Source organism: Camelimonas lactis (assembly GCF_004342915.1).
Classification (GTDB): Bacteria; Pseudomonadota; Alphaproteobacteria; order Rhizobiales; family Beijerinckiaceae; genus Camelimonas; species Camelimonas lactis.
Genome location: NZ_SLWL01000002.1, coordinates 1 through 18,150 on the forward strand (window position 1 = coordinate 1; position 18,150 = coordinate 18,150).

The 18,150-nt window shown below is 66.2% G+C and carries 14 protein-coding genes and 3 tRNA genes; 6 read left to right on the forward strand and 11 right to left on the reverse strand.

Features of this window, described 5'->3' with window-relative positions; translation table 11 throughout:
* Positions 1 to 76: 76 nt before the first annotated feature.
* A complete protein-coding gene (locus EV666_RS18410; protein WP_207906322.1) occupies positions 77 to 505 on the reverse strand; it encodes a transglycosylase SLT domain-containing protein in 429 nt (142 codons plus the stop codon).
* 235 nt (positions 506 to 740) lie between these two features.
* On the opposite strand from EV666_RS18410, the gene xth reads away from it, so the two are divergent.
* A complete protein-coding gene (xth, locus tag EV666_RS02955) occupies positions 741 to 1,538 on the forward strand; it encodes an exodeoxyribonuclease III (RefSeq protein ID WP_132002889.1) in 798 nt (265 codons plus the stop codon).
* A 202-nt stretch (positions 1,539 to 1,740) separates the two neighbouring features.
* Here xth and EV666_RS02960 read toward each other — a convergent pair whose 3' ends face one another.
* The 6 genes from EV666_RS02960 to EV666_RS02985 form a co-directional block, all read right to left on the reverse strand.
* Positions 1,741 to 2,709 (reverse strand): tetratricopeptide repeat protein, encoded by a 969-nt coding sequence (locus tag EV666_RS02960; protein ID WP_132002892.1) that lies wholly within the window; start codon positions 2,707 to 2,709, stop codon positions 1,741 to 1,743.
* A 517-nt stretch (positions 2,710 to 3,226) separates the two neighbouring features.
* Positions 3,227 to 5,983: a valine--tRNA ligase gene (locus EV666_RS02965; protein ID WP_132002895.1), complete on the reverse strand. Its 2,757-nt coding sequence runs from the start codon at positions 5,981 to 5,983 to the stop codon at positions 3,227 to 3,229.
* A gap of 293 nt (positions 5,984 to 6,276) precedes the next feature.
* Positions 6,277 to 7,191 (reverse strand): DUF2497 domain-containing protein, encoded by a 915-nt coding sequence (locus EV666_RS02970; protein WP_132002898.1) that lies wholly within the window; start codon positions 7,189 to 7,191, stop codon positions 6,277 to 6,279.
* Between the two features lie 536 nt (positions 7,192 to 7,727).
* The gene (locus EV666_RS02975; RefSeq protein ID WP_245514187.1) at positions 7,728 to 9,116 is read right to left on the reverse strand and encodes a TolC family outer membrane protein; all 1,389 of its coding nucleotides are present in this window, start codon (positions 9,114 to 9,116) and stop codon (positions 7,728 to 7,730) included.
* A 572-nt stretch (positions 9,117 to 9,688) separates the two neighbouring features.
* Positions 9,689 to 10,348 carry a protein-L-isoaspartate O-methyltransferase family protein gene (locus tag EV666_RS02980; RefSeq protein WP_165909876.1) on the reverse strand — a complete coding sequence of 220 codons (660 nt, stop codon included), beginning with the start codon at positions 10,346 to 10,348 and terminating at the stop codon, positions 9,689 to 9,691.
* A 76-nt stretch (positions 10,349 to 10,424) separates the two neighbouring features.
* Positions 10,425 to 10,498, reverse strand: a tRNA-Cys gene (locus tag EV666_RS02985).
* Between the two features lie 194 nt (positions 10,499 to 10,692).
* Between EV666_RS02985 and EV666_RS02990 the strand changes: the two genes are divergently transcribed.
* Positions 10,693 to 10,767 (forward strand) — tRNA-Asn (locus tag EV666_RS02990).
* Positions 10,768 to 10,839: 72 nt separating this feature from the next.
* Positions 10,840 to 10,914 (forward strand) — tRNA-Asn (locus EV666_RS02995).
* 196 nt (positions 10,915 to 11,110) lie between these two features.
* Here EV666_RS02995 and EV666_RS03000 read toward each other — a convergent pair.
* Complete coding sequence (locus EV666_RS03000; RefSeq protein ID WP_132002904.1) at positions 11,111 to 11,689, reverse strand: TetR/AcrR family transcriptional regulator; 579 nt, start codon at positions 11,687 to 11,689, stop codon at positions 11,111 to 11,113.
* A gap of 196 nt (positions 11,690 to 11,885) precedes the next feature.
* On the opposite strand from EV666_RS03000, the gene EV666_RS03005 reads away from it, so the two are divergent.
* The 3 genes from EV666_RS03005 to sseA all read left to right on the forward strand — a co-directional run bounded on the left by EV666_RS03005 (position 11,886) and on the right by sseA (position 14,975).
* A complete protein-coding gene (locus EV666_RS03005) occupies positions 11,886 to 12,656 on the forward strand; it encodes a VOC family protein (RefSeq protein WP_165909877.1) in 771 nt (256 codons plus the stop codon).
* A 468-nt stretch (positions 12,657 to 13,124) separates the two neighbouring features.
* Positions 13,125 to 13,886, forward strand: a complete 762-nt coding sequence (locus tag EV666_RS03010) for a type IIL restriction-modification enzyme MmeI (protein WP_342635644.1) — start codon at positions 13,125 to 13,127, stop codon at positions 13,884 to 13,886.
* A gap of 207 nt (positions 13,887 to 14,093) precedes the next feature.
* Entirely contained in the window at positions 14,094 to 14,975 is an 882-nt protein-coding gene (gene sseA, locus EV666_RS03015; protein WP_132002913.1) for a 3-mercaptopyruvate sulfurtransferase, read from the forward strand.
* Positions 14,976 to 14,982: 7 nt separating this feature from the next.
* Here sseA and EV666_RS03020 read toward each other — a convergent pair whose 3' ends face one another.
* The 3 genes from EV666_RS03020 to EV666_RS03030 are packed head-to-tail and all read right to left on the reverse strand — an operon-like array spanning position 14,983 to position 18,123.
* Positions 14,983 to 15,768 carry an amino acid ABC transporter ATP-binding protein gene (locus EV666_RS03020; RefSeq protein ID WP_132002916.1) on the reverse strand — a complete coding sequence of 262 codons (786 nt, stop codon included), beginning with the start codon at positions 15,766 to 15,768 and terminating at the stop codon, positions 14,983 to 14,985.
* Positions 15,765 to 16,931, reverse strand: coding sequence for an amino acid ABC transporter permease (locus tag EV666_RS03025; protein ID WP_245514188.1), 1,167 nt, complete (start codon positions 16,929 to 16,931; stop codon positions 15,765 to 15,767). The genes EV666_RS03020 and EV666_RS03025 overlap by 4 nt, the downstream gene beginning before the upstream one ends.
* A 1-nt stretch (position 16,932) precedes the next feature.
* Positions 16,933 to 18,123: an amino acid ABC transporter permease gene (locus EV666_RS03030; protein WP_132002919.1), complete on the reverse strand. Its 1,191-nt coding sequence runs from the start codon at positions 18,121 to 18,123 to the stop codon at positions 16,933 to 16,935.
* Positions 18,124 to 18,150 lie beyond the last annotated feature (27 nt).

An 18,150-nucleotide genomic window follows, 5' to 3' on the forward strand; every position in this document is an offset into this window, starting at 1 on the left:
AGGCTGCCCGAGGCGTGGAATCGATGCCCACGATGCCGTGGAATCCATGCCCACGATCGCGTGGAATCGATGCCCATCATCCGTGGAATCCGCACGTCAGCCACGTGCTGTCGATAAACTGGTACAGGCCCGTGGCGCTCGACGTGGACGCTTTCGCTTCTGGCCTGAACGCCGACTCGCGGTTGGCGACGGCGATCAGCAGTTTCAGGTCCACGCCCGTGCCGGCGCTGGCCCGGACGATACTCCTGGCGACATTGGCCGGAAGGTTGAGTGAACCGGCGCTAATGCTTCCCGGCGCGGTTGCCTCGCGGGTGATCGCCAGGGGTTCCAGGTGACCGCTGGGCATGACCGGGAACGGCAACGGCGCGACGGCTCCGGTGGATGCAGGCGTCATGACCGCCGCCAGCGTAAAGCCGGCAACGATGGAGGTCATGCCAAAAGGGAACCCGGACATGGCGCGCATGACGCCGCCATATCCGGGGATATGTCGGACAAAATTATTCATTTCATCTTCCTTTAAAGAAATTATTCCTAATTATTTGCGGAAGATATAGGTATGGAAATGCGGCGAATTATTGATTTTATTTACTATTATTATTTTATAGGCTTAAACCTTCATTGCTGGCGCAAGGACACTATCCCCAGCCCGGGATTTCCGCCCCGTCCCTTTTCATGCCCGCTGCTTTAAGGTGTGACCTCGGGAATCAGGCCGCCGCCGTTCCCCGTGTGGGGAGAAGACGATGCGCATCACCACCTGGAACGTGAATTCTGTCCGCCAGCGCCTGGAGCACCTGGAGCAGTTTCTGCAAACAGCGGCGCCTGACGTGCTTTGCCTCCAGGAAATCAAATGCATGGACGAGGCGTTTCCGGCGGCGCGCATTGAGGCGCTCGGCTACAATGTCGCTGTCCATGGCCAGAAAACCTTCAATGGGGTCGCCCTGCTCTCGCGTTATCCGCTGGAAGACGTGCGGCGGGGGCTGCCAGGCGATGAGGCCGATACGCAGTCGCGATATATCGAAGCGGTCATATCGGTGGACGGCGGCGCCATGCGGGTTGGCTCGATCTATCTGCCCAATGGCAATCCGCTGGGAACAGAGAAATTTTCCTACAAGCTGGCGTGGATGGACCGGCTGCGCCGCCATATGGCGGACTCTGTCGCCGCCGAGGAGATCGCTGTTTTCGCCGGTGATTATAACGTCATCCCGGAGCCTCGCGATGCGAGGGACCCGGCCGCGTGGGTCGGTGACGCGCTGTTTCAGCCAGAAAGCCGCGCCCGCTATCAGGGATTTCAGAATCTGGGTCTGACCGACGCCCTGCGGGCCTGCGATGACAGCCCTGGCCTCTATACGTTCTGGGATTATCAGGCGGGCGCCTTCCAGCGGGATTTCGGCATCCGGATCGATCACGCCCTGCTGACGGCCCGCGCCGCTGACCGGCTTCGCTCCGTGGTCATCCACAAGGAAACCCGCGCCTGGCAGAAGCCATCGGACCACGCGCCGCTGTCGGTCGATCTCGATATCGCGCCCCGGAGCCCATAAGGCGCCGTCGCCACGGCTGGAGGTTGCCGGATTCGCATGGGAGCCTGACCAGGCGTGCGTCGGCGAGGCGCCGTCGCGTCGGGTGATCTGGTGTGTCTGGGGGGGCAGTATTCCGGCGGCCCGGACCGGGCTGATGCCGGTTCTGGCGAATGCGCCGGCAGTTCGTCTCTCCCCGGACCCGAAAGTTGCCCGGCTCGGGCGGTCAGTTCCTGCCGCTGCGTTGCGCCATATACGCCTGCGCCGTGGCCTGCGCGGCGTTGCGGTCACGCTCGGGCGCAAGGGCAATGGCCTGGTCATACATCTCGATGATCCAGGCGTCCTTCTGCGGATCGGCGCTGTTGCGGGCGATTGTCAGCCACATCAGGCCGCGCGAGGTCTGCCGTGCGACATTGCCCTGGCCGGTCAGCAACAGGTGGCCGAGCAGGGCCTGCGAGGGCGCATGATTTTTTTCCGCCGCCAGATGCAGCCAGCGCGCGGCGAGCTGGGCGTCGCGGGCGCCGCCCTGACCGGCGAGACACAGGCGGGCGAGATTGTACTGGGCGTCGGGGTCGCCGTAATAGCTGGCGGCGTGATGAAACATCTCGCGGGCCCGGCGCTCGTCCTTCTGCACGTAAGTGCCGGCAATGCCGTCCAGATAATAGCCGCCAAGGGCGACATAGGCATTGGAGATAAAGCGCGTGACGGCGCGGCGCGGGTTGTCCTCACTGCCCTCCACGACTTTTGAGAAATACTCGAAGGCTTTCAGATCATCGTGAGGCACGCCGTCGCCTTCGGCGTACATGCGGCCCAGCTTCCATTGCGCCGGCGAATGCCCGCGCGTCGCGGCATATTCCAGCGCCTGCACCGCGCTTGCCTTGTCACCGGAATAATAGTCGCGAATGCCGGTGCGAAATGCGTCCCGCTCCGAACGGAACCTGACCACCGGCGCGCCCGGAGAAGCGCCAGATGCGGCCGCGGCGAACGATGACGCCAGGGGAGAGCCAAACGGCCCTGCGCCCGGCGCCGCGTCGGCGTCGCTGTCCTGGCCGTTGTGTTCGCGCGCGGCCCCGAGATTGGCGATGGCTAACGGCGCGGAAGCGCCAGGAGGCTGGAGATCAGCGGCAAGCGCCTGGCTGCCGAGCAGGAGGGCCGTTCCAAGACAAATGATGTGACGGTAGTCAGAAACGCCCATTTCCCACACCCCGACGCGTGCGCGTCGCACGAAATTAAACAGGCCCTGTCCTGCGGCCTGCCAGGGCGCGCCGCGCAGATGCAACGCTCCCGTTCTTCATGTCAGGTCCGGCCCTGTACCCCGACGGAATCGCCTTGCCATCACGCGGGAGCACGCCTCCACCTTTGCCTTCGCCGCCATCTCCTGTGCGGTTGACGCGGCAGGATCACAATACACAGCGTATGCAGCTTGCCAATTCGCCGACATAACGCGCATCTGCTGGGCCCTGCCGGAATCTGCCTGTAAAAAGCCAAGCACAATCATGTTCTTGCAGCTGGCGTATTCTTCCAATTCATTTATGGCGGCTTGGGGGCGCCGGTTTGCTGAAGTGCGGGCACAAGCAGGTTCCAGATCCAAGTTGTATAAAGAGCACATTCCGAACGACGGTGGGGAATGGCGCGGCGCCGCGCTGGGCGCAGATGCGCACAAAAAAGCCCCCGGGTTCACCGGGGGCCTGATCCTCAGATAGCCGGCGCCCTCAGGCAAGCCGCGCCAGCGCCTCCGAGAGGCTGACCCGACGTCCGGCCGCTTCGGCGAGGCGCTCTTTCTGCTCCTCCACCACCTCTTCCGGCGCGCGCGCCAGAAAATCGGCGTTGGAGAGTTTGGCCTCGATCTTGCGGATCTCGCCGGCAAGCTTGTCGATTTCCTTCGTCAGGCGCGCGCGTTCGGCGTCGAAGTCGATAACGCCTTCCAGCGGCAACGCAGCGGCTTCGCCCCGCACCAGCAGCTGGATGGCGCGGCCGGATACGGCGTCCGCGAAGCTGATCTCCGAAACGCGGGCCAGGCGGCGGATGGTGTCGCCCCAGACGCCAACAGCGTTGCGGGTGATGTCCGACGCGCCGACCAGTACCAGCGGGATCTGCGCGCCCGCCGGAACGTTGGTTTCCGAGCGGGCCGAACGGATGCCGGAGATCAGTTCAACCACCCAGCCAAGTTCCGATTCCGCCGCTGCTGCGTCCACCGCCGGGTCCACCGGCCACGGGGCCAGCGCCAGAACGCCGTCCCGGCCACCCGCCGCGTCCGCCGTCACGCCCCACAGTTCCTCGGTCAGGAACGGCATGAACGGGTGCAGGATCTTGCAGATCTGGTCGAGGACGTAGCTGACGACCGCCCGCACCTCCTGCTTCGCCGGGCCGTCGGCGCCCTGCAGCACCGGCTTGGCAAGCTCCAGATACCAGTCGCAGAACACGTTCCAGACAAAACGGTAGGCGGCGTTGGCGGCGTCGTTGAAGCGGAACGCCTCCAGCGCCAGCGTCACCTCATTGATGGCCTTGCCAGTTTCGCCCAGCACCCAGAGATTGAGCGGCTCGCGCGCGCTGTCCGGCCGGAACGCCGCCTCCCGGACGCAGCCGTTCATCTCGGCGAAGCGGGCGGCGTTCCACAGCTTGCTGGCGAAGTTGCGGTAGCCTTCCACCCGCTGGGTGGAGAGCTTGATGTCGCGCCCCTGGGCGGCCATGGCCGCCAGGGTGAAGCGCAGGGCGTCCGCGCCAAAACGGTCCATCAGATCGAGCGGATCGATGACATTGCCCTTGGACTTCGACATCTTCGCACCCTTCTCGTCCCGGACGAGCGCGTGCAGATAGACATGACGGAATGGCACGTCGTCGGTGACGAACAGGCCCAGCATCATCATCCGGGCGACCCAGAAGAAGATGATGTCGAAACCGGTGACCAGGGTGGTCGTCGGATAGAAGCGTTTCAGCTCTGCCGTTTCATCGGGCCAGCCGAGCGTCGAGAACGGCCACAGGCCAGACGAGAACCAGGTGTCGAGCACGTCCTCGTCACGCACCAGGAAGCCGGCGGCGGCGGCCGGGTCCGCCGCCCAGGCCTCTGCCTGGGCCGGCTCAAGCACGCCGCGCTCCACCGCCGAAGCCAGCGCCGCCGGCAGCACGTCCTCGAAGCTTTCGCCGACGTAGACTTCACCGTCCGGCGTGTACCAGGCCGGAATCTGGTGGCCCCACCATAGCTGGCGGGAAATGCACCAGGGTTCAATATTCTCAAGCCACTGGAAGAAGGTCTTCTCCCAATTTCCTGGAATGAAGCGGGTTTCACCCTCGCGGACAGCGTCCAGGGCGCGTTCGGCCAGCGGCTTGACGTTCACATACCACTGGTCAGTCAGGAACGGCTCGATGACCACGCCGGACCGGTCGCCATGTGGGACCATGTGGACGTGCTGATCAATGCCTTCCAGCAGGCCGCGCTCATCCATCATGGCGACGATGGCCTTGCGCGCCTCGAAACGGTCCTGGCCATGGAGCGCCAGCACGGCGTCGAGGTCGTCGCCCTCTGCTTCCTCAAGGAAGGCGGCGTTGTGCTTCAGGTCCAGACGGCCTTCGGAATCGAACACGTTGATGAGGCGCAGATCGTGGCGACGGCCAACTTCGAAGTCGTTGAAGTCGTGGGCCGGGGTGATCTTGACGGCGCCGGTGCCCTTTTCCGGGTCCGAATAGCTGTCGGCGACGATCGGGATCAGACGGCCGACCAGCGGCAACTGAACCATGCGGCCGATCAGGTCGGCGTAACGCTCGTCATCGGGGTTCACGGCGACGGCGACGTCGCCGAGCATGGTTTCCGGGCGGGTGGTGGCGACGGTGATGAAACGCTCCGGCTCGGCGGCGAGCGGATAGCGGAAGCGCCAGAGATTGCCTTTGGTTTCGACCTGCATCACCTCAAGATCGGAGATCGCGGTCTGGAATTTCGGATCCCAGTTCACCAGGCGCTTGTCGCGATAGATGAAGCCCTGGCGATGCAGTTCGACAAACACCTTCACCACGGCGCGGGACAGGCCCTCGTCCATGGTGAAGCGTTCGCGCGACCAGTCGCAGGAGGCGCCGAGGCGCTTGAGCTGGTTGATGATGGTGGAGCCTGACTGGGCCTTCCATTCCCAGATCTTGCCCAAAAACGCTTCACGACCAAGGTCACGGCGACCAGGTTCGCCACGTTCCGCCAGCTGGCGCTCAACCACCATCTGGGTGGCGATGCCGGCGTGGTCCATGCCGGGCTGCCACAGCACGTCCTTGCCGCGCATGCGCTCGAAGCGGCAGAGAATGTCCTGCAGGGTGTTGTTGAGAGCGTGGCCCATGTGCAGCGAGCCGGTGACATTCGGCGGCGGAATGACGATGCAATAGGGCTCCGCGTCCGCCCGCTCCGGCCGTCCTGCGCGAAAAGCTTCCGCCTGCTCCCACAGGCTGGCGATGCGCGCCTCGACGGCGGCCGGCTCAAATGTCTTGTCCATGTCGCGACTTTACCATCAATGCTCGCGCCATCCGGCCGGGGCCGGATATGACGCTTTACGGATACCTGATGCGTTTTCCATAAACGCAAGGCTTCGGAAACGCTTCATCTTTTTGACCGGACGCGTTCCATTGACGAAGGCGGCCGCGCCAGAACCGGAGCAACCCGCCGGAACGCCTGCCCCCCGGCGCCGTTCCGGTCCATGGGAACAGTGCTTTTCCCGGGTTGGTCCGCCGTCATTGCCTGACGCCATGTCGCTGGGCCCATGGGGACGCCCGGAAATGCCTGGAGGGGTCAGTCAGGCTCGCCGCGGCTCAAGCGCGCCACCTGCTCGGCCACCAGCCGCTCGACGATCTCCGGCAGATGCGTTTCCAGCCAGTTCGCCAGCATCGGCCGCAGCATGTCGGTCACCGTCTCTTCCATGGTGCGGGCGCGTTCGGCCGCCACGCGCTGGGTCAGGGCATCGAAGGCGCCGGAAATACGCGCCGCCGTTGCGGGCGTGACGAGGACGCCAATGGATTCCCGACCGTGCGGCATGGCGGATGAATCAACGGGAACCGGCGCCAGACGCGCGCCGGAGGCGCGCGCGTCTCCCCGCGGAACGGGCCAGGTCGGAACCGGCTCGGGCTCCGCCAGGTCTGGATGGCTGGCGTCAAGGCCGGCCCCATCCCAGGGGGCTTGTGTCGCGCCGGCCGGCGTGGCCGTCCATGGTCCGCCCGCATGCGCCCCGATGACCTCCGCGACCTGTCCGGCGACAGCGCGGCGGATGATGCCGGCCAGGCGCTGGTCGACGAGCGGCGACGGGTCGGCGGGCCCCGGCTCGGCCCGCGCCTCGGGCGGGCGGTAGTCAACCGGCGGGGCGGCGGAAAGGCGAACGGGCGGCCTGGGACGCGGCGGCAGACCGGTGTCGACTTCGGGCGCGCGGGCCCTTGCGGTCATGCGATGCAGGCTGAGGTCCATGTCGTCGTCCGGCCCGTCGCCGGGTTCGGGCGCCGTCCCGGCGACAGGACGGGTCGCGGCGCGCGCTGGCGACGATGACGTCGCGGGCTCCTCAACAGGATGAAGCTGGGATGGATGGCCTTGGGCGGAATGGCCAGGCCTGACGCGGCGCGGCGGCGCGCGCAACGGAGCAGCGTCATCCAGGTCAAGACCCAGCGCCTTCTGGTCATCGGAAATGATCTTGCGAATGGAGGCAAGGATCTGTTCCATGTCCGGGTCCACGCGTCTTGTCGTCAGACCGTCAGCATGGGCTTCAGTCCCGCCCGATCCCATGGGCCCCCCTCCACAGATTGATGGCCAGCAATCTCCTGGCCAGATGTGATGCGCGCGCCGTGGGCGCAGGGTCGATGGCGTTGCAGGCGCGAGCGGCTGATGCATCGGTCGCAGACGCCGGAGGCCGCGCCCCTGGGCGCCGTCCGTCACCGACGCCGCGCCATGGCCCGGGGGCGGAAACGCCATCTCCCGGAAAACATAAAGGATTGTCCCCGGCGACGGTAGGGGGCGACCGGGCGGGTGCATGGCCCTTCCACACCGAAACGCCCCATGGTCGGCCACCGGAAAAAAAGCGTTGCAGCCAGGGCACGCCGACAGCTCAGGGCCTCGCGCGTTTGCGCGAAGCGTCGGCCCTCCTCCTGGCGCATCCGCCGCCTCGGCGACACGGCGCGTGAAAGGTCAGGCGTGTCGGCGAGGCTTTGGCGCCTCACGCGCCTGTCTGGATGATGGGGAAGCTTCGGCGCGCTTTCCGTTTAGCGACCGCCAGGCGTGCCAAGACCAATCCACTTGTCCTTGACCTGATCGTAGTGAACCTTGGGATCATAGCCGGCGACGCGCAGGTTGAGGTCCCGGGCGGTCAGGCGGCCAATCGCGGCCATCACGTTGTACGAGGCGACGACGCGATCGCGCTGCGCCGTGACCAGCAACACGCGGGACTGGAGCAGGTCCTGCTGGGCGCGCAGAACATCGTAGGTGGTGCGCTGGCCGACCTTGGCCTCTTCACGCACGCCAGCGAGCGCAATTTCGTTGGCCTTGACCTGGGCGGTCGACGCCTCGATCTGCGATCGCGCCGCCTCAAGCATGCTCCAGCTCGACACCACTGCGGCCCGCACCTGGTCGCGGAAAATGTCGACGCTGATATTGGCCTGGCTGGCCTTTTCCTTCGCCTGACGGGTCTGGGCGTAATACTGGCCGCCGTCATACAGCGGCACGGTGAGCTGGGCGACGATGCTGGCTGAGGAGAGCGCGTCGCCGCGCACATTGTTGTCGAATGATCGCGAAACGTTGGCGGACAGGCCGACCTGCGGCAACAGCGCGCCCTCCGCCACCTTGATCTGCAATTCGGCGGCGTCGGCGCTATGCAGGGCCGAGGCGATGGCCGGATGCTCGCGCAGGGCGAGGTTCACGGCAGCGGTCTGGCTTTTCGGCAGCAGCGATTCAAGCGAGCGGCCTGGCGCGAGTTTCGTAGGCTGCTCGCCGATGACCTGGCGATACTGGGCGATGCTCGCTTTCAGGTTGGCTTCGGCCGCGGAAAGCTGCGAGTGCCCGCCAGCCAGCGCCGCCTCGGCCTGGGCGACGTCCGTGCGGGTCACCTCGCCGACATTGAAGCGGTCACGGGTCTGGCGCAGCTGCTCCTGCAAGACTTCCAGGTTGTTGCGTTGCAGATTGACGGTCGCGGTGTCGCGCAGCACGTTCATATAGGCGGTCGCGCCGGACAGCAGCGTGTTCTGCTCCTGATTGCGCAGGCCTTCACGCTCGCCAAACACCTGGGACTCGGCGGCGCGGGTAGAGTTCAGCGTGCGCAAGCCGTCATACAACGGCTGGGTGATGCCGACGCCAACGGCGCCAGGGAAAAGATCGGCGTTGCCGCTGCTGGCGCCCATGCCCTGGGCGCTGCGCGCGGTATAGCCGACGCTGCCGCTGGCGTTGACGCGCGGACGCATGCCGGATTTGGCGATGGCGACGCCTTCGTCGGTCGCCCGCAGCGCGGCGCGCTGGGAGTTGAGCGTGGGATTGCCCATGTAGGCTTTTGCAAGAGCGCCGTTCATGGTTTCCGCCGCCGCCGCCGCCGCGAACGTCACCGCAAGGCCTGCCACCGTGCTGAACAGGATGGAACGCTGGAAACCACGCTTCTTCGTCACTTGCTTACCTCACCGGAGCGCGAAAAGCACTCCATCCTATGCCGGCGAGTCCTCGAGCGACGCTCCGGAAGGCAGCGCTTCGTCAGGGACCGACCGCTCCGGCATCAGCCGAAAACCTGTTGATGCGCCGCCGCGGCGTGCCCCGGCGTCAGGCATGGTCGAATCCATGCGGGCTCTGGACCGGACAGTCGCCGAAACGCCCCCCTCCTGTCCAGTGGCAGCCCTTGCCGTTTATCATAAATTCATATGGCGATTTGCGCCCGTGATTCGGAAAACGGCATCGCAATTCGCCGCCGCGGCGAGGGCGCGGGACGTCGCGTCTGGCGACGACCTGGCGAGGACCCCGCCGCGCCCTAGGTTTTTCAAGGAACTACAGCCAATCCGCCTGCAATTTCCGCACGTTGAAAGGAATTGCGACCCTCGCGCGTGCAGAAAGGCCACAGTAACCGGCGAAATTACATTAACGCTCCGGGATCAGGTCAGGAGGGTTGGTGAATACGCAGCCGGCGTCACGCCGCCAACAAAAAAGGCCGGCGTGCGCCGGCCTTTCGGTCTGAATTTGGAAGCTTGCGTCAGAACGTGAACTCGGGCTTTCTGGCGAAGCCATCCAGCACCGGCGCCCAGGCGTTGACGATCACCGCACGGCTGTTCACGCCCGAGGCGCGCCGCTGGATGACGATCCGGCTGGCCGCGCCGCTGACCTCAATGGCCACCAGGGCGCCGCCATCGGCCAGTTGCTGCAGCAGCGCGTCCGGCAGCACCTCATAGCCACCGTTCAGCAGGATGGCGTCGTAAGGGGCGTTGGCGGCGTAACCATTGGCCAGCGCGCCGGTGACCACCTGAACGCCGGCGACGCCGTCACGCTCAAGATTGATCTTCGCGGCGGCGGCAAGGCCGTCGTCGGATTCGAGGGCCGTGACCTTTGCGCCGAGGCGGGCCAGCAGCGCCGAGCCGTAGCCGGTTCCCGCCCCTATCTCGAGCACCTTCAGCCCGTCGAGCGGGCCAAAGGACTGGAGCATGCGCGCCAGCACCAGCGGCGGGAGCATAACGCGTCCGGGGGCGCCGTCGAGCGGGATGGCGACGTCCGCATAGGCCATGGCCTCGCGTCCGGCCGGCGCGTAGATTTCGCGCGGCGTTACGTCGAAAGCAGCGATGACGGAAAGGTCGGTGACGTCAAACGTGCGCACCTGGCAATCTACCATGGTGCGGCGTGCGGCGGCGTAGTCCTGCATGACTCCCTCAGGCGGGGTCTCACGTGGGTGTCCCGCCGCGGGATCCCGGAACCGCCGGACGGGCGACATAAGTATATGGAGGCCTCGGAGGGAATCGAACCCCCGTGCAAGGATTTGCAGTCCTCTGCGTAACCACTCCGCCACGAGGCCTTGACGGCGCTAATAGCCCAGGGGGCGGTGAAAGGGCAACACTCTTTCATGCGGTTTTCACAAGCCGGGTTTTCACGGGCGGCCCAGGGCTTCACTTGTCCACACTTCCACAGCGACGCGGTTGCGCCGGCCTTTTCGGCGCGGCGGGACTTGCGCAGCCCGGATGCTTGGGCTACATCCCGGCCATCAAGTGATCCCCGGTAGCTCAGCGGTAGAGCAACCGGCTGTTAACCGGTTGGTCGCTGGTTCGAATCCGGCCCGGGGAGCCACCCTTTCACAGGGTGGGACTTGATTGAGTTGCGAGGCGCCCGCGAGGGCGTTTTTTGTTTCGCAACAGGCTTTCCCCGGTAGCTCAGTGGTAGAGCAACCGGCTGTTAACCGGTTGGTCGCTGGTTCGAATCCGGCCCGGGGAGCCATCTCCTTTTCTGCATCGCTTCGTGATCCGCTCCAGGCTTTCGGCTGTGAAAGTCACGCGAACGCCTGCCCCCGGCGTCGACGCAGGCGCCCCTGGAGCAGAATCTGGCGGCCCGCCCTGACCTGCGGACGGCGCCCTGGACCGCGGGCAACTGCCGGCGGCGGCGGTTTTGTTTTTCCAACTGATTTACGGCCGGGTCAGGCCAGCGGCGTCGACAGGCGGGCGAACATCGCGCCCATCTGCTCTGGCGTCAGCCCATTATCGGCGATCAGCCATTCGAGCATCAGCGCGCCGACGGCGCCGGCGTAATAGCTCTGCGCGAAGCGGGCTTCCTCGGGGTCCTCGGGCAGAAGGCCGGGCTGCGCGCTGGCGATGTTCATCATCTCACCGATCTGGGCGGCGAAAAGCGTCATGGCCCCACTACCCGCCTGCCCGCTCAGAATCAGCCGGTACAGCCGACGTTGCTGGCTGGCGCGGGCGAAGGCAAAGGCTGTCACATCCTCAACCCACCGGATGTGTGTGGTCGCGCCGGCGTGGGCGCGAGCGAATTCCAGTTGCCCGGCGAGGTCGTCGCTCAGCCGGTGCTCGAGCATGGCGTCGATGCTGTCGAAATGACGGTAGAACGTCTGCCGTCCAACGCCGGCCCGCTGCACCAGATCGGTGACGGTGATGTCTGCGTAGCGGCGCTCGCCAAGCAGGGCGTCGAGCGCTTCGTAGAGCGCGTGTCGGGTTTTGCGCTGGCGCGCGTCCAGGCGAACTTCGGCTTGTGGCGACATGACGCTTTCGGGACTGATCGGCTTTCCTGATTCCTCTAGGCCGGGTTGCGGAACATTTTGCAATCAAAATTTCCATAATCCGCGTTTCACCGGCCATCAGGGTGGTCGCCCGCACACTGGCTGGTGCATACTTGCCCGCGTTCACAACAGAATTCAGAAGCTCCGGGACAGCCGGGGCCTGTCCTGGAGGATTCCCATGGAGGACTATTTCCGCCTGCGCCAGATTGCGCTGGCCACGGATGATCTTGATCGCGCCATCGCCGATTTCCAGCATATCTTCGGCGTAAGGCTGGCTTATCAGGACCCGCACGTCGCCAAATATGGCCTGCACAACGCCCTGTTTCCGTTCGGCCTGGCTTTCGTGGAGGTCGTGGCGCCGTTCGAGGAAAACACGGCCGCCGGACGCTTCATCGCGCGTAGCGGCGGCGTTGGCGGCTATATGGCCATCTTCAATTGCAGCGATCCCCTGCGCCGCGGGACGCATGCCAACGCCATGGGCGTTCCTACCGCCCATTCCCTTGACCACGACGGATTTGTCGGCGTGCAATTGCACCCGCGCCAGTGCCGCGCGGCGATGATCGAATTCGATCACACGCCCGGCGAGGCCAACCCGGAGGGCCCCTACTACCCCGCCGGCGGCGATGGCTGGCAACAGGCCATCTGCACCGACGTGACCCAGGGCATCCGGGAAATCATCGTCGAAAGCCCCACGCCGCACGAGCTTGGCCAGCACTGGTCCCGGATTATCGAAAAACCCTACCGTGAAGAGGGAGACGGCGGCCTGATCGAGGTCGACATGATCAATATCCGCTTCGCGCCAGCGCCCGCCGGCGCGCGCGAAACCCTGCGCGGCATTGTCGTCGCCACGACGGACGCCGCTGGCGTGATGGCGCGGGCGGCGGCGCGCGGCCATGCGCGAGACGGCGCCGGCTTCCGTATGTGCGGCGTCCGGTTCGAGGTGGTCTGACCAGCGTTCCGGGGCGCGCCTGCGGCTGGAGCCGGCCCAGCCGCAGGCCTCCCCACCTCAGCCCGGCGCCATGAGCCCCGCAGGCCCGCGTCATCAGATGATTCCGTCGCGTATGCCAGCGACCCCCGGAAGGCCGGCGTTGCATCGAAACGCCGGCTGCGGGGGCGGCCCTGGAGCTGGCGCGTCTCCCCGATCACATTCTGCATACAGTTCATCACGCCAGCTTATACGCATCCTCTGCATGGGCGGGCAGCTGTCCGCGCCCGCCACATGGCGCGGGCCGCGTTGGAGCCCGGACCGACGCTTCTCCGCATCGGCCGTTTCTTCTGGCAGGGGTTGCGGACGTGATCTGCCTTTCGTTGTTTTACGTATTGTTAATGATATTCGCAGGATGAAGTTCAATAAAATTTGAATATTTTTCAAGTTTAATGAAAATAAAAACAAAATTTATGGAGGGGCGCCATGGATATGGATTCCATCGATGTTCTTATCGAAGAATCAAAACAATCTGGTGCGTCAGAACTATCAAATGCACAATTATTTATATGCAGGCTTTGCGAAGCCCTGGGGTTGCCGTTGCCGCAATTCGCCGGTGAACACGACTGCGACAATCATTATATCTTCGAGAAATCTGTCAGCTTCGGTTTTCTGAACGGCAGGTCGTGCGGTGGTCGCATCGATCTCTACAAGCGCGGCTGCTTCGTGCTTGAGTCGAAACAGTCGGCGATGGCCCGCCGCAGGGCGGACTGGCCGCCGTCCATTCCCATGGGCCGAAGCCTTTCCGCATGGCGGCGGGCGATGAGCGCCGCGCGCATGCAGGCGGAACACTACGCCCGCGCCCTGCCCGAATCGCCGCCGTTCCTCATCATTCTTGATGTTGGCCATATCATTGAAGTTTACGCCGATTTCTCGGGAACCGGCGAGTCCTATGCGCCTTTTCCAGATCCAGGGCGACGTTTCATCCTCATGGACGACCTGCGGCGCGCCGATATCCAGCGGCGGCTGCGCGCCATATGGACAGATCCCGCCAGCCTCGCGGGCGAGCTGTGCATGGCGCCAGCGCGGGAGGACGCCCTCACCCGCTATCTGCTCGACCGGGCGCGCGCCCCCGGCCCGGGCAAATTTCCGTTGCGACCGCAGGCAAGCGTGATTCCCGAACCTCTGGCGGGCCGGTTCGCGCCGCGCCTTGGCATCCAGGAACGGGGCGCCGCCTGCCGGATACTTGTTTGACGGGCGGCCGGGCGAGGTTCGTCGCGAACCGCCGCGTCATGATCTGGCGCAGGCGTATGAGGAAGGTTTGCCGCTGGCGGGCGCGTCCGGCGCGGGCCGGCGGCGCGCTCCGCGCCAGGGACAAGCCTGGCTGTCGCATTTGACTGGCGCGCCCATCCAGAAAAGGCCAGATTGCCGACCTGAGAGCGCATGACCGGAGTTTCGCCCATGACCACATCCCCCTTCGTCACCACGGACTGGCTGGCCGGGCGGCTTGGTCTTGCAGACGCCCCCGGGGCGGCTGCAGGCAAGGCGGAAGCCGCGCCGGCCATTGTCGACGGCTCGTGGTATCTGCCCGCCATGGCCCGTGACCCGGAGGCCGAGTTTCTGGCCGGGCATATTCCTGGCGCCGTGCGGTTTGACATCGAGGACATCCGGGACAAGGCGTCGCCGCTGCCGCACATGATGCCGTCGCCGGAGGCCTTCGCGACCGGCGCCGGCGCGCTGGGGCTCAGCGCGGACCGGCCGATCGTGGTTTATGACGGCGCCGGCCTGTTCTCCGCGCCCCGCGTGTGGTGGATGCTGAAGGTGATGGGCGCGCGCCAGGCGTTCATCCTGCAGGGCGGCTTGCCGAAGTGGAAGGCCGAAGGCCGGCCGCTGGAGACAGGCCCGGCGCATCCGCGCCCGGCGGCGTTCAGGGTCAGCCCGCAGGCGGGCGCCGTCGTCGGTTATCGCGAGGTGGCGGCGACGCTCGCCAGCGGCGACCGCCAGATTGTCGACGCGCGTCCGGCGGAACGTTTTGCCGGCTCGGCGCCGGAGCCGCGTCCCGGCCTCGTCGCGGGCCACATGCCGGGCGCCCGCAACACGCCGTCGTCCAGCCTTGTCGCCAACGGCATGCTGAAATCGCCGGCGGAGTTGCAGGCGGTGTTCGACGCCGCGGGCGTCGACATCCGCAAGCCGGTGACGGCCACCTGCGGCTCGGGCGTGTCCGCCGTCATCGTGGCGCTGGCCCTGCAGGAGCTGGGGGCGCCGTTGCCACCGGTCTATGACGGTTCGTGGAGCGAATGGGGCGCCACGCCCGGCGCGCCGGTCGCCACCGGCCCGGCCTGAGCCGCCCCTATCGTTCGCCCAGCACCTGGCTCAGGAAGGCCTGGGTGCGGGCGTGCTTCGGCGCGGTGAAGAACGCTTCCGGGTCAGCCTGCTCGACGATCTGGCCGCCGTCCATGAAGATCACCCGGTCGGCGATGCGGCGGGCGAAACCCATTTCGTGGGTGACGCACAGCATGGTCATGCCGTCGCCGGCCAGCTCCACCATCACGTCCAGCACCTCCTTCACCATCTCCGGGTCGAGGGCGGAGGTCGGCTCGTCGAACAGCATGATGCGCGGGTTCATGCAGAGCGCCCGGGCGATGGCGACGCGTTGTTGCTGACCGCCGGAAAGCTGGCCGGGATATTTGCCCGCCTGCTCGGGAATGCGCACGCGGGCCAGCAGCGCCAGCGCCTGCTCTTCCGCCGCGCGGCGGCTGGCGCCGCGCACCCGCATGGGCGCCAGCACGCAGTTTTCCAGCACGGTGAGGTGCGGAAACAGATTGAACTGCTGGAACACCATGCCGACCTCGCGACGCACGCGGTCGACGCTGCGCAGGTCGTCGGTCAGCGCGACGCCATCGACGATGATGTCGCCCTGCTGGTGCTCTTCCAGCCGGTTGATGCAGCGGATCAGCGTGGATTTGCCGGAGCCGGATGGGCCGCAGATCACCACGCGCTCGCCGCGCCGGACGTTGAGGTCGATATCGGTCAGCACCTGAAAGTCGCCGTACCATTTGCTGACGCCGCGCATCACCACGGCGTCGCTTTCGCCAGGCGCGGCCTGACCGGTGGTCGTAGAATCGTTCGCCGTCATGACCGGCTCCCTGCGGCCGCCAGACGCCGTTCCATCGCCGCCGAATAGCGGGACATGGCGTAGCAGCAGATAAAGTAGAACATCGCGGCGAAGGCGTAGCCCGTTGATACGGTCACCGGCGTCGCCCAGGCTGGATCGCGGGAACTGACGTCAATGGTCGTCAGCAGATCGAAGATGCCGACAATGGTCACCAGGGTGGTGTCCTTGAACAGGCTGATGAAGGTGTTGACGATGCCAGGGATGACCAGGGTCAGCGCCTGCGGCAGGATCACCGTGAACATCATCTGCCAGTAACCAAGGCCAAGCGCGGCGGCGGCTTCGTACTGGCCCTTCGGCAGCGCCTGCAGGCCGCCGCGGATCACCTCGGCCATGCCGGCCGCGGCGAACAGGCTGACGCCCACCATCACCCGCACCAGCGGATCGGGCAGAACGCCGGGCGGCAGGAACAGCGGCAGCATGCGGTTGGCCATGAACAGCACGGCCAGCAGCGGCACGCCGCGCATCACCTCGATGAAAACGATGGAGGCGGCGCGCACGAACGGCATCCGCGAGCGCCGGCCCAGGGCGAGCAGCACGCCGAGCGGCAGCGACGCCACGATGCCGACGATGGAGATCACAAGCGTCACCAGCACGCCGCCCCACAGATTGGTCGGCACGGTGACGAGGCCCGAGAAGCCGGGGCCGTAAAGCAGGATCCACGAGATGATGGGAAATGGAACCACGAAGGCGAACAGCGCCGCGCCGCGGTAAGGGGCGCGCGGCCACAACGCCGCCGCGATGTTCAGCGCGCACAGGGCCATCGCCAGATTGGGTCGCCAACGCTGCGCCTCCGGGTACTGGCCATAGACGAAGTAACCGATGCGGCGGGTGATGAACGGCCAGCAGGCGCCGGTTTCGCCGCTGGCCTCGCCCGCCAGGCAGGCGGCCCGGTCATGACCGCTCCAGACCGCGTTAATGAACAGGAATTCGATGGCCGGCCGCAGCAGGAACCAGGCGATGGCGAGCGCCAGCACGGTGAGCAGGGCGTTGACCGGCGTCGACACGAGGCCGCGCAGACCGCGCAGGAGGCCGGCCGTGGGCTGTGGCGGGCGGGCTGGCGTTGTTTGGGCTGGCGCGCTCCGGGGCGTTGAGGCGCAGGCGGGTGAGGTTGGCGTCATCGTCATGTCAGCGCTCCGCCAGCGCCATGCGCGCGTTCCACCAGTTCATCAGCAGCGCCGTCAGCAACGACAGGGCCAGGTAAATGAGCATGATCAGCGAGATCACTTCCAGGGCCTGGCCGGTGTTCTGCAACACGGGTCCGGCGCCGATCGACACCAGGTCCGGGTAGCCGATGGCGACCGCCAGGGAGGAATTTTTGGTGAGGTTGAGATACTGGCCGGCAAGCGGCGGAATGATCAGCCGCAGCGCCTGGGGAATGACGATCAGGCGCAGGATCTGGCCTTCCCGGAGGCCGAGCGCCCGCCCCGCCTCGCGCTGGCCCTTCGGCACGGCCTGGACGCCGGAGCGGACGATCTCGGCGATGAAGGCCGAGGTGTAGAGGGAGAGGCCAAGCACCAGCGCGACGAATTCCGGCAGCAGGGTGACGCCGCCGCCGACGTTGAAGCCCCGGAGTTCCGGCCAGGTCACCGGCAAGGCGCCGGCGACGGTCCCCGCCGTCAGCCATACCGCCGCCAGCGGCAGGCCGATAAAGACCAGCGGCGTGAGCAGCCATAGCGCCAGGGGCGCCCTGCCGGCGCGCCGCCGCCTGGCGCTCCAGACGGCGAGGCCGATGCTGACGGCCAGCGCCGCCAGCAGGCCAAGCCCCAGGGCGCTCCAGCCAGGCGCCGCAACCGGCCACGGGCCGTAGAGCCCGCGATTGTTGAGCAGCAGGCCGCCCGGCAGGGCAATGGACTGGCGCGGGCCGGGCAGCGACTTCAGAACGACGTTGTACCAGACCAGCAGTTGCAGCAGCAGCGGCGTATTGCGCAGCGCCTCCACATAGGCCGCGGCGAAACGGGCGACCAGGACGTTGCGGGACAGGCGCGCCACGCCAACGACGAAGCCCAGCGCCGTGGCGATGAGGATGGCGACCAGCGCCGCCGCCAGGGTGTTGCCAAAGCCGGCCAGCAGCGCCCGCGCGTAGGTGTCGCCGGCCCGGAACGGGATCAGCGAGCCGGTGATGTCGAAATTGGCCGCCTCCGTGAGAAAACCGAACCCCCAGGTGATGTTGGAGGCGCGCAGATTGGCGGCGACGTTGCGACCGGCCCAGACGAACAGGCTGATCACCGCGATCACCAGCAGCGCCTGCCAGATGAAGGCGCGCACCGCCGGATTGCCCCACCATGCGGCGCGCGGCGCCCGCCCGGATGTTGTCACTGTTTGTCCTGCTCTCACGCCGCTCGC

Bases quoted from the DNA above. Each gene is read 5' to 3' on its own strand.
- EV666_RS18410 (WP_207906322.1), bottom strand. From the start codon at position 505: ATGAATAATTTTGTCCGACATATCCCCGGATATGGCGGCGTCATGCGC.
- EV666_RS03000 (WP_132002904.1), bottom strand. From the start codon at position 11,689: ATGTCGCCACAAGCCGAAGTTCGCCTGGACGCGCGCCAGCGCAAAACC.
- EV666_RS03020 (WP_132002916.1), bottom strand. From the start codon at position 15,768: ATGACGGCGAACGATTCTACGACCACCGGTCAGGCCGCGCCTGGCGAA.
- EV666_RS02970 (WP_132002898.1), bottom strand. From the start codon at position 7,191: ATGGAACAGATCCTTGCCTCCATTCGCAAGATCATTTCCGATGACCAG.
- EV666_RS03010 (WP_342635644.1), top strand. From the start codon at position 13,125: ATGGATTCCATCGATGTTCTTATCGAAGAATCAAAACAATCTGGTGCG.
- EV666_RS03025 (WP_245514188.1), bottom strand. From the start codon at position 16,931: ATGACGATGACGCCAACCTCACCCGCCTGCGCCTCAACGCCCCGGAGC.
- EV666_RS02980 (WP_165909876.1), bottom strand. From the start codon at position 10,348: ATGCAGGACTACGCCGCCGCACGCCGCACCATGGTAGATTGCCAGGTG.
- EV666_RS02965 (WP_132002895.1), bottom strand. From the start codon at position 5,983: ATGGACAAGACATTTGAGCCGGCCGCCGTCGAGGCGCGCATCGCCAGC.
- EV666_RS02960 (WP_132002892.1), bottom strand. From the start codon at position 2,709: ATGGGCGTTTCTGACTACCGTCACATCATTTGTCTTGGAACGGCCCTC.
- EV666_RS03005 (WP_165909877.1), top strand. From the start codon at position 11,886: ATGGAGGACTATTTCCGCCTGCGCCAGATTGCGCTGGCCACGGATGAT.
- sseA (WP_132002913.1), top strand. From the start codon at position 14,094: ATGACCACATCCCCCTTCGTCACCACGGACTGGCTGGCCGGGCGGCTT.
- xth (WP_132002889.1), top strand. From the start codon at position 741: ATGCGCATCACCACCTGGAACGTGAATTCTGTCCGCCAGCGCCTGGAG.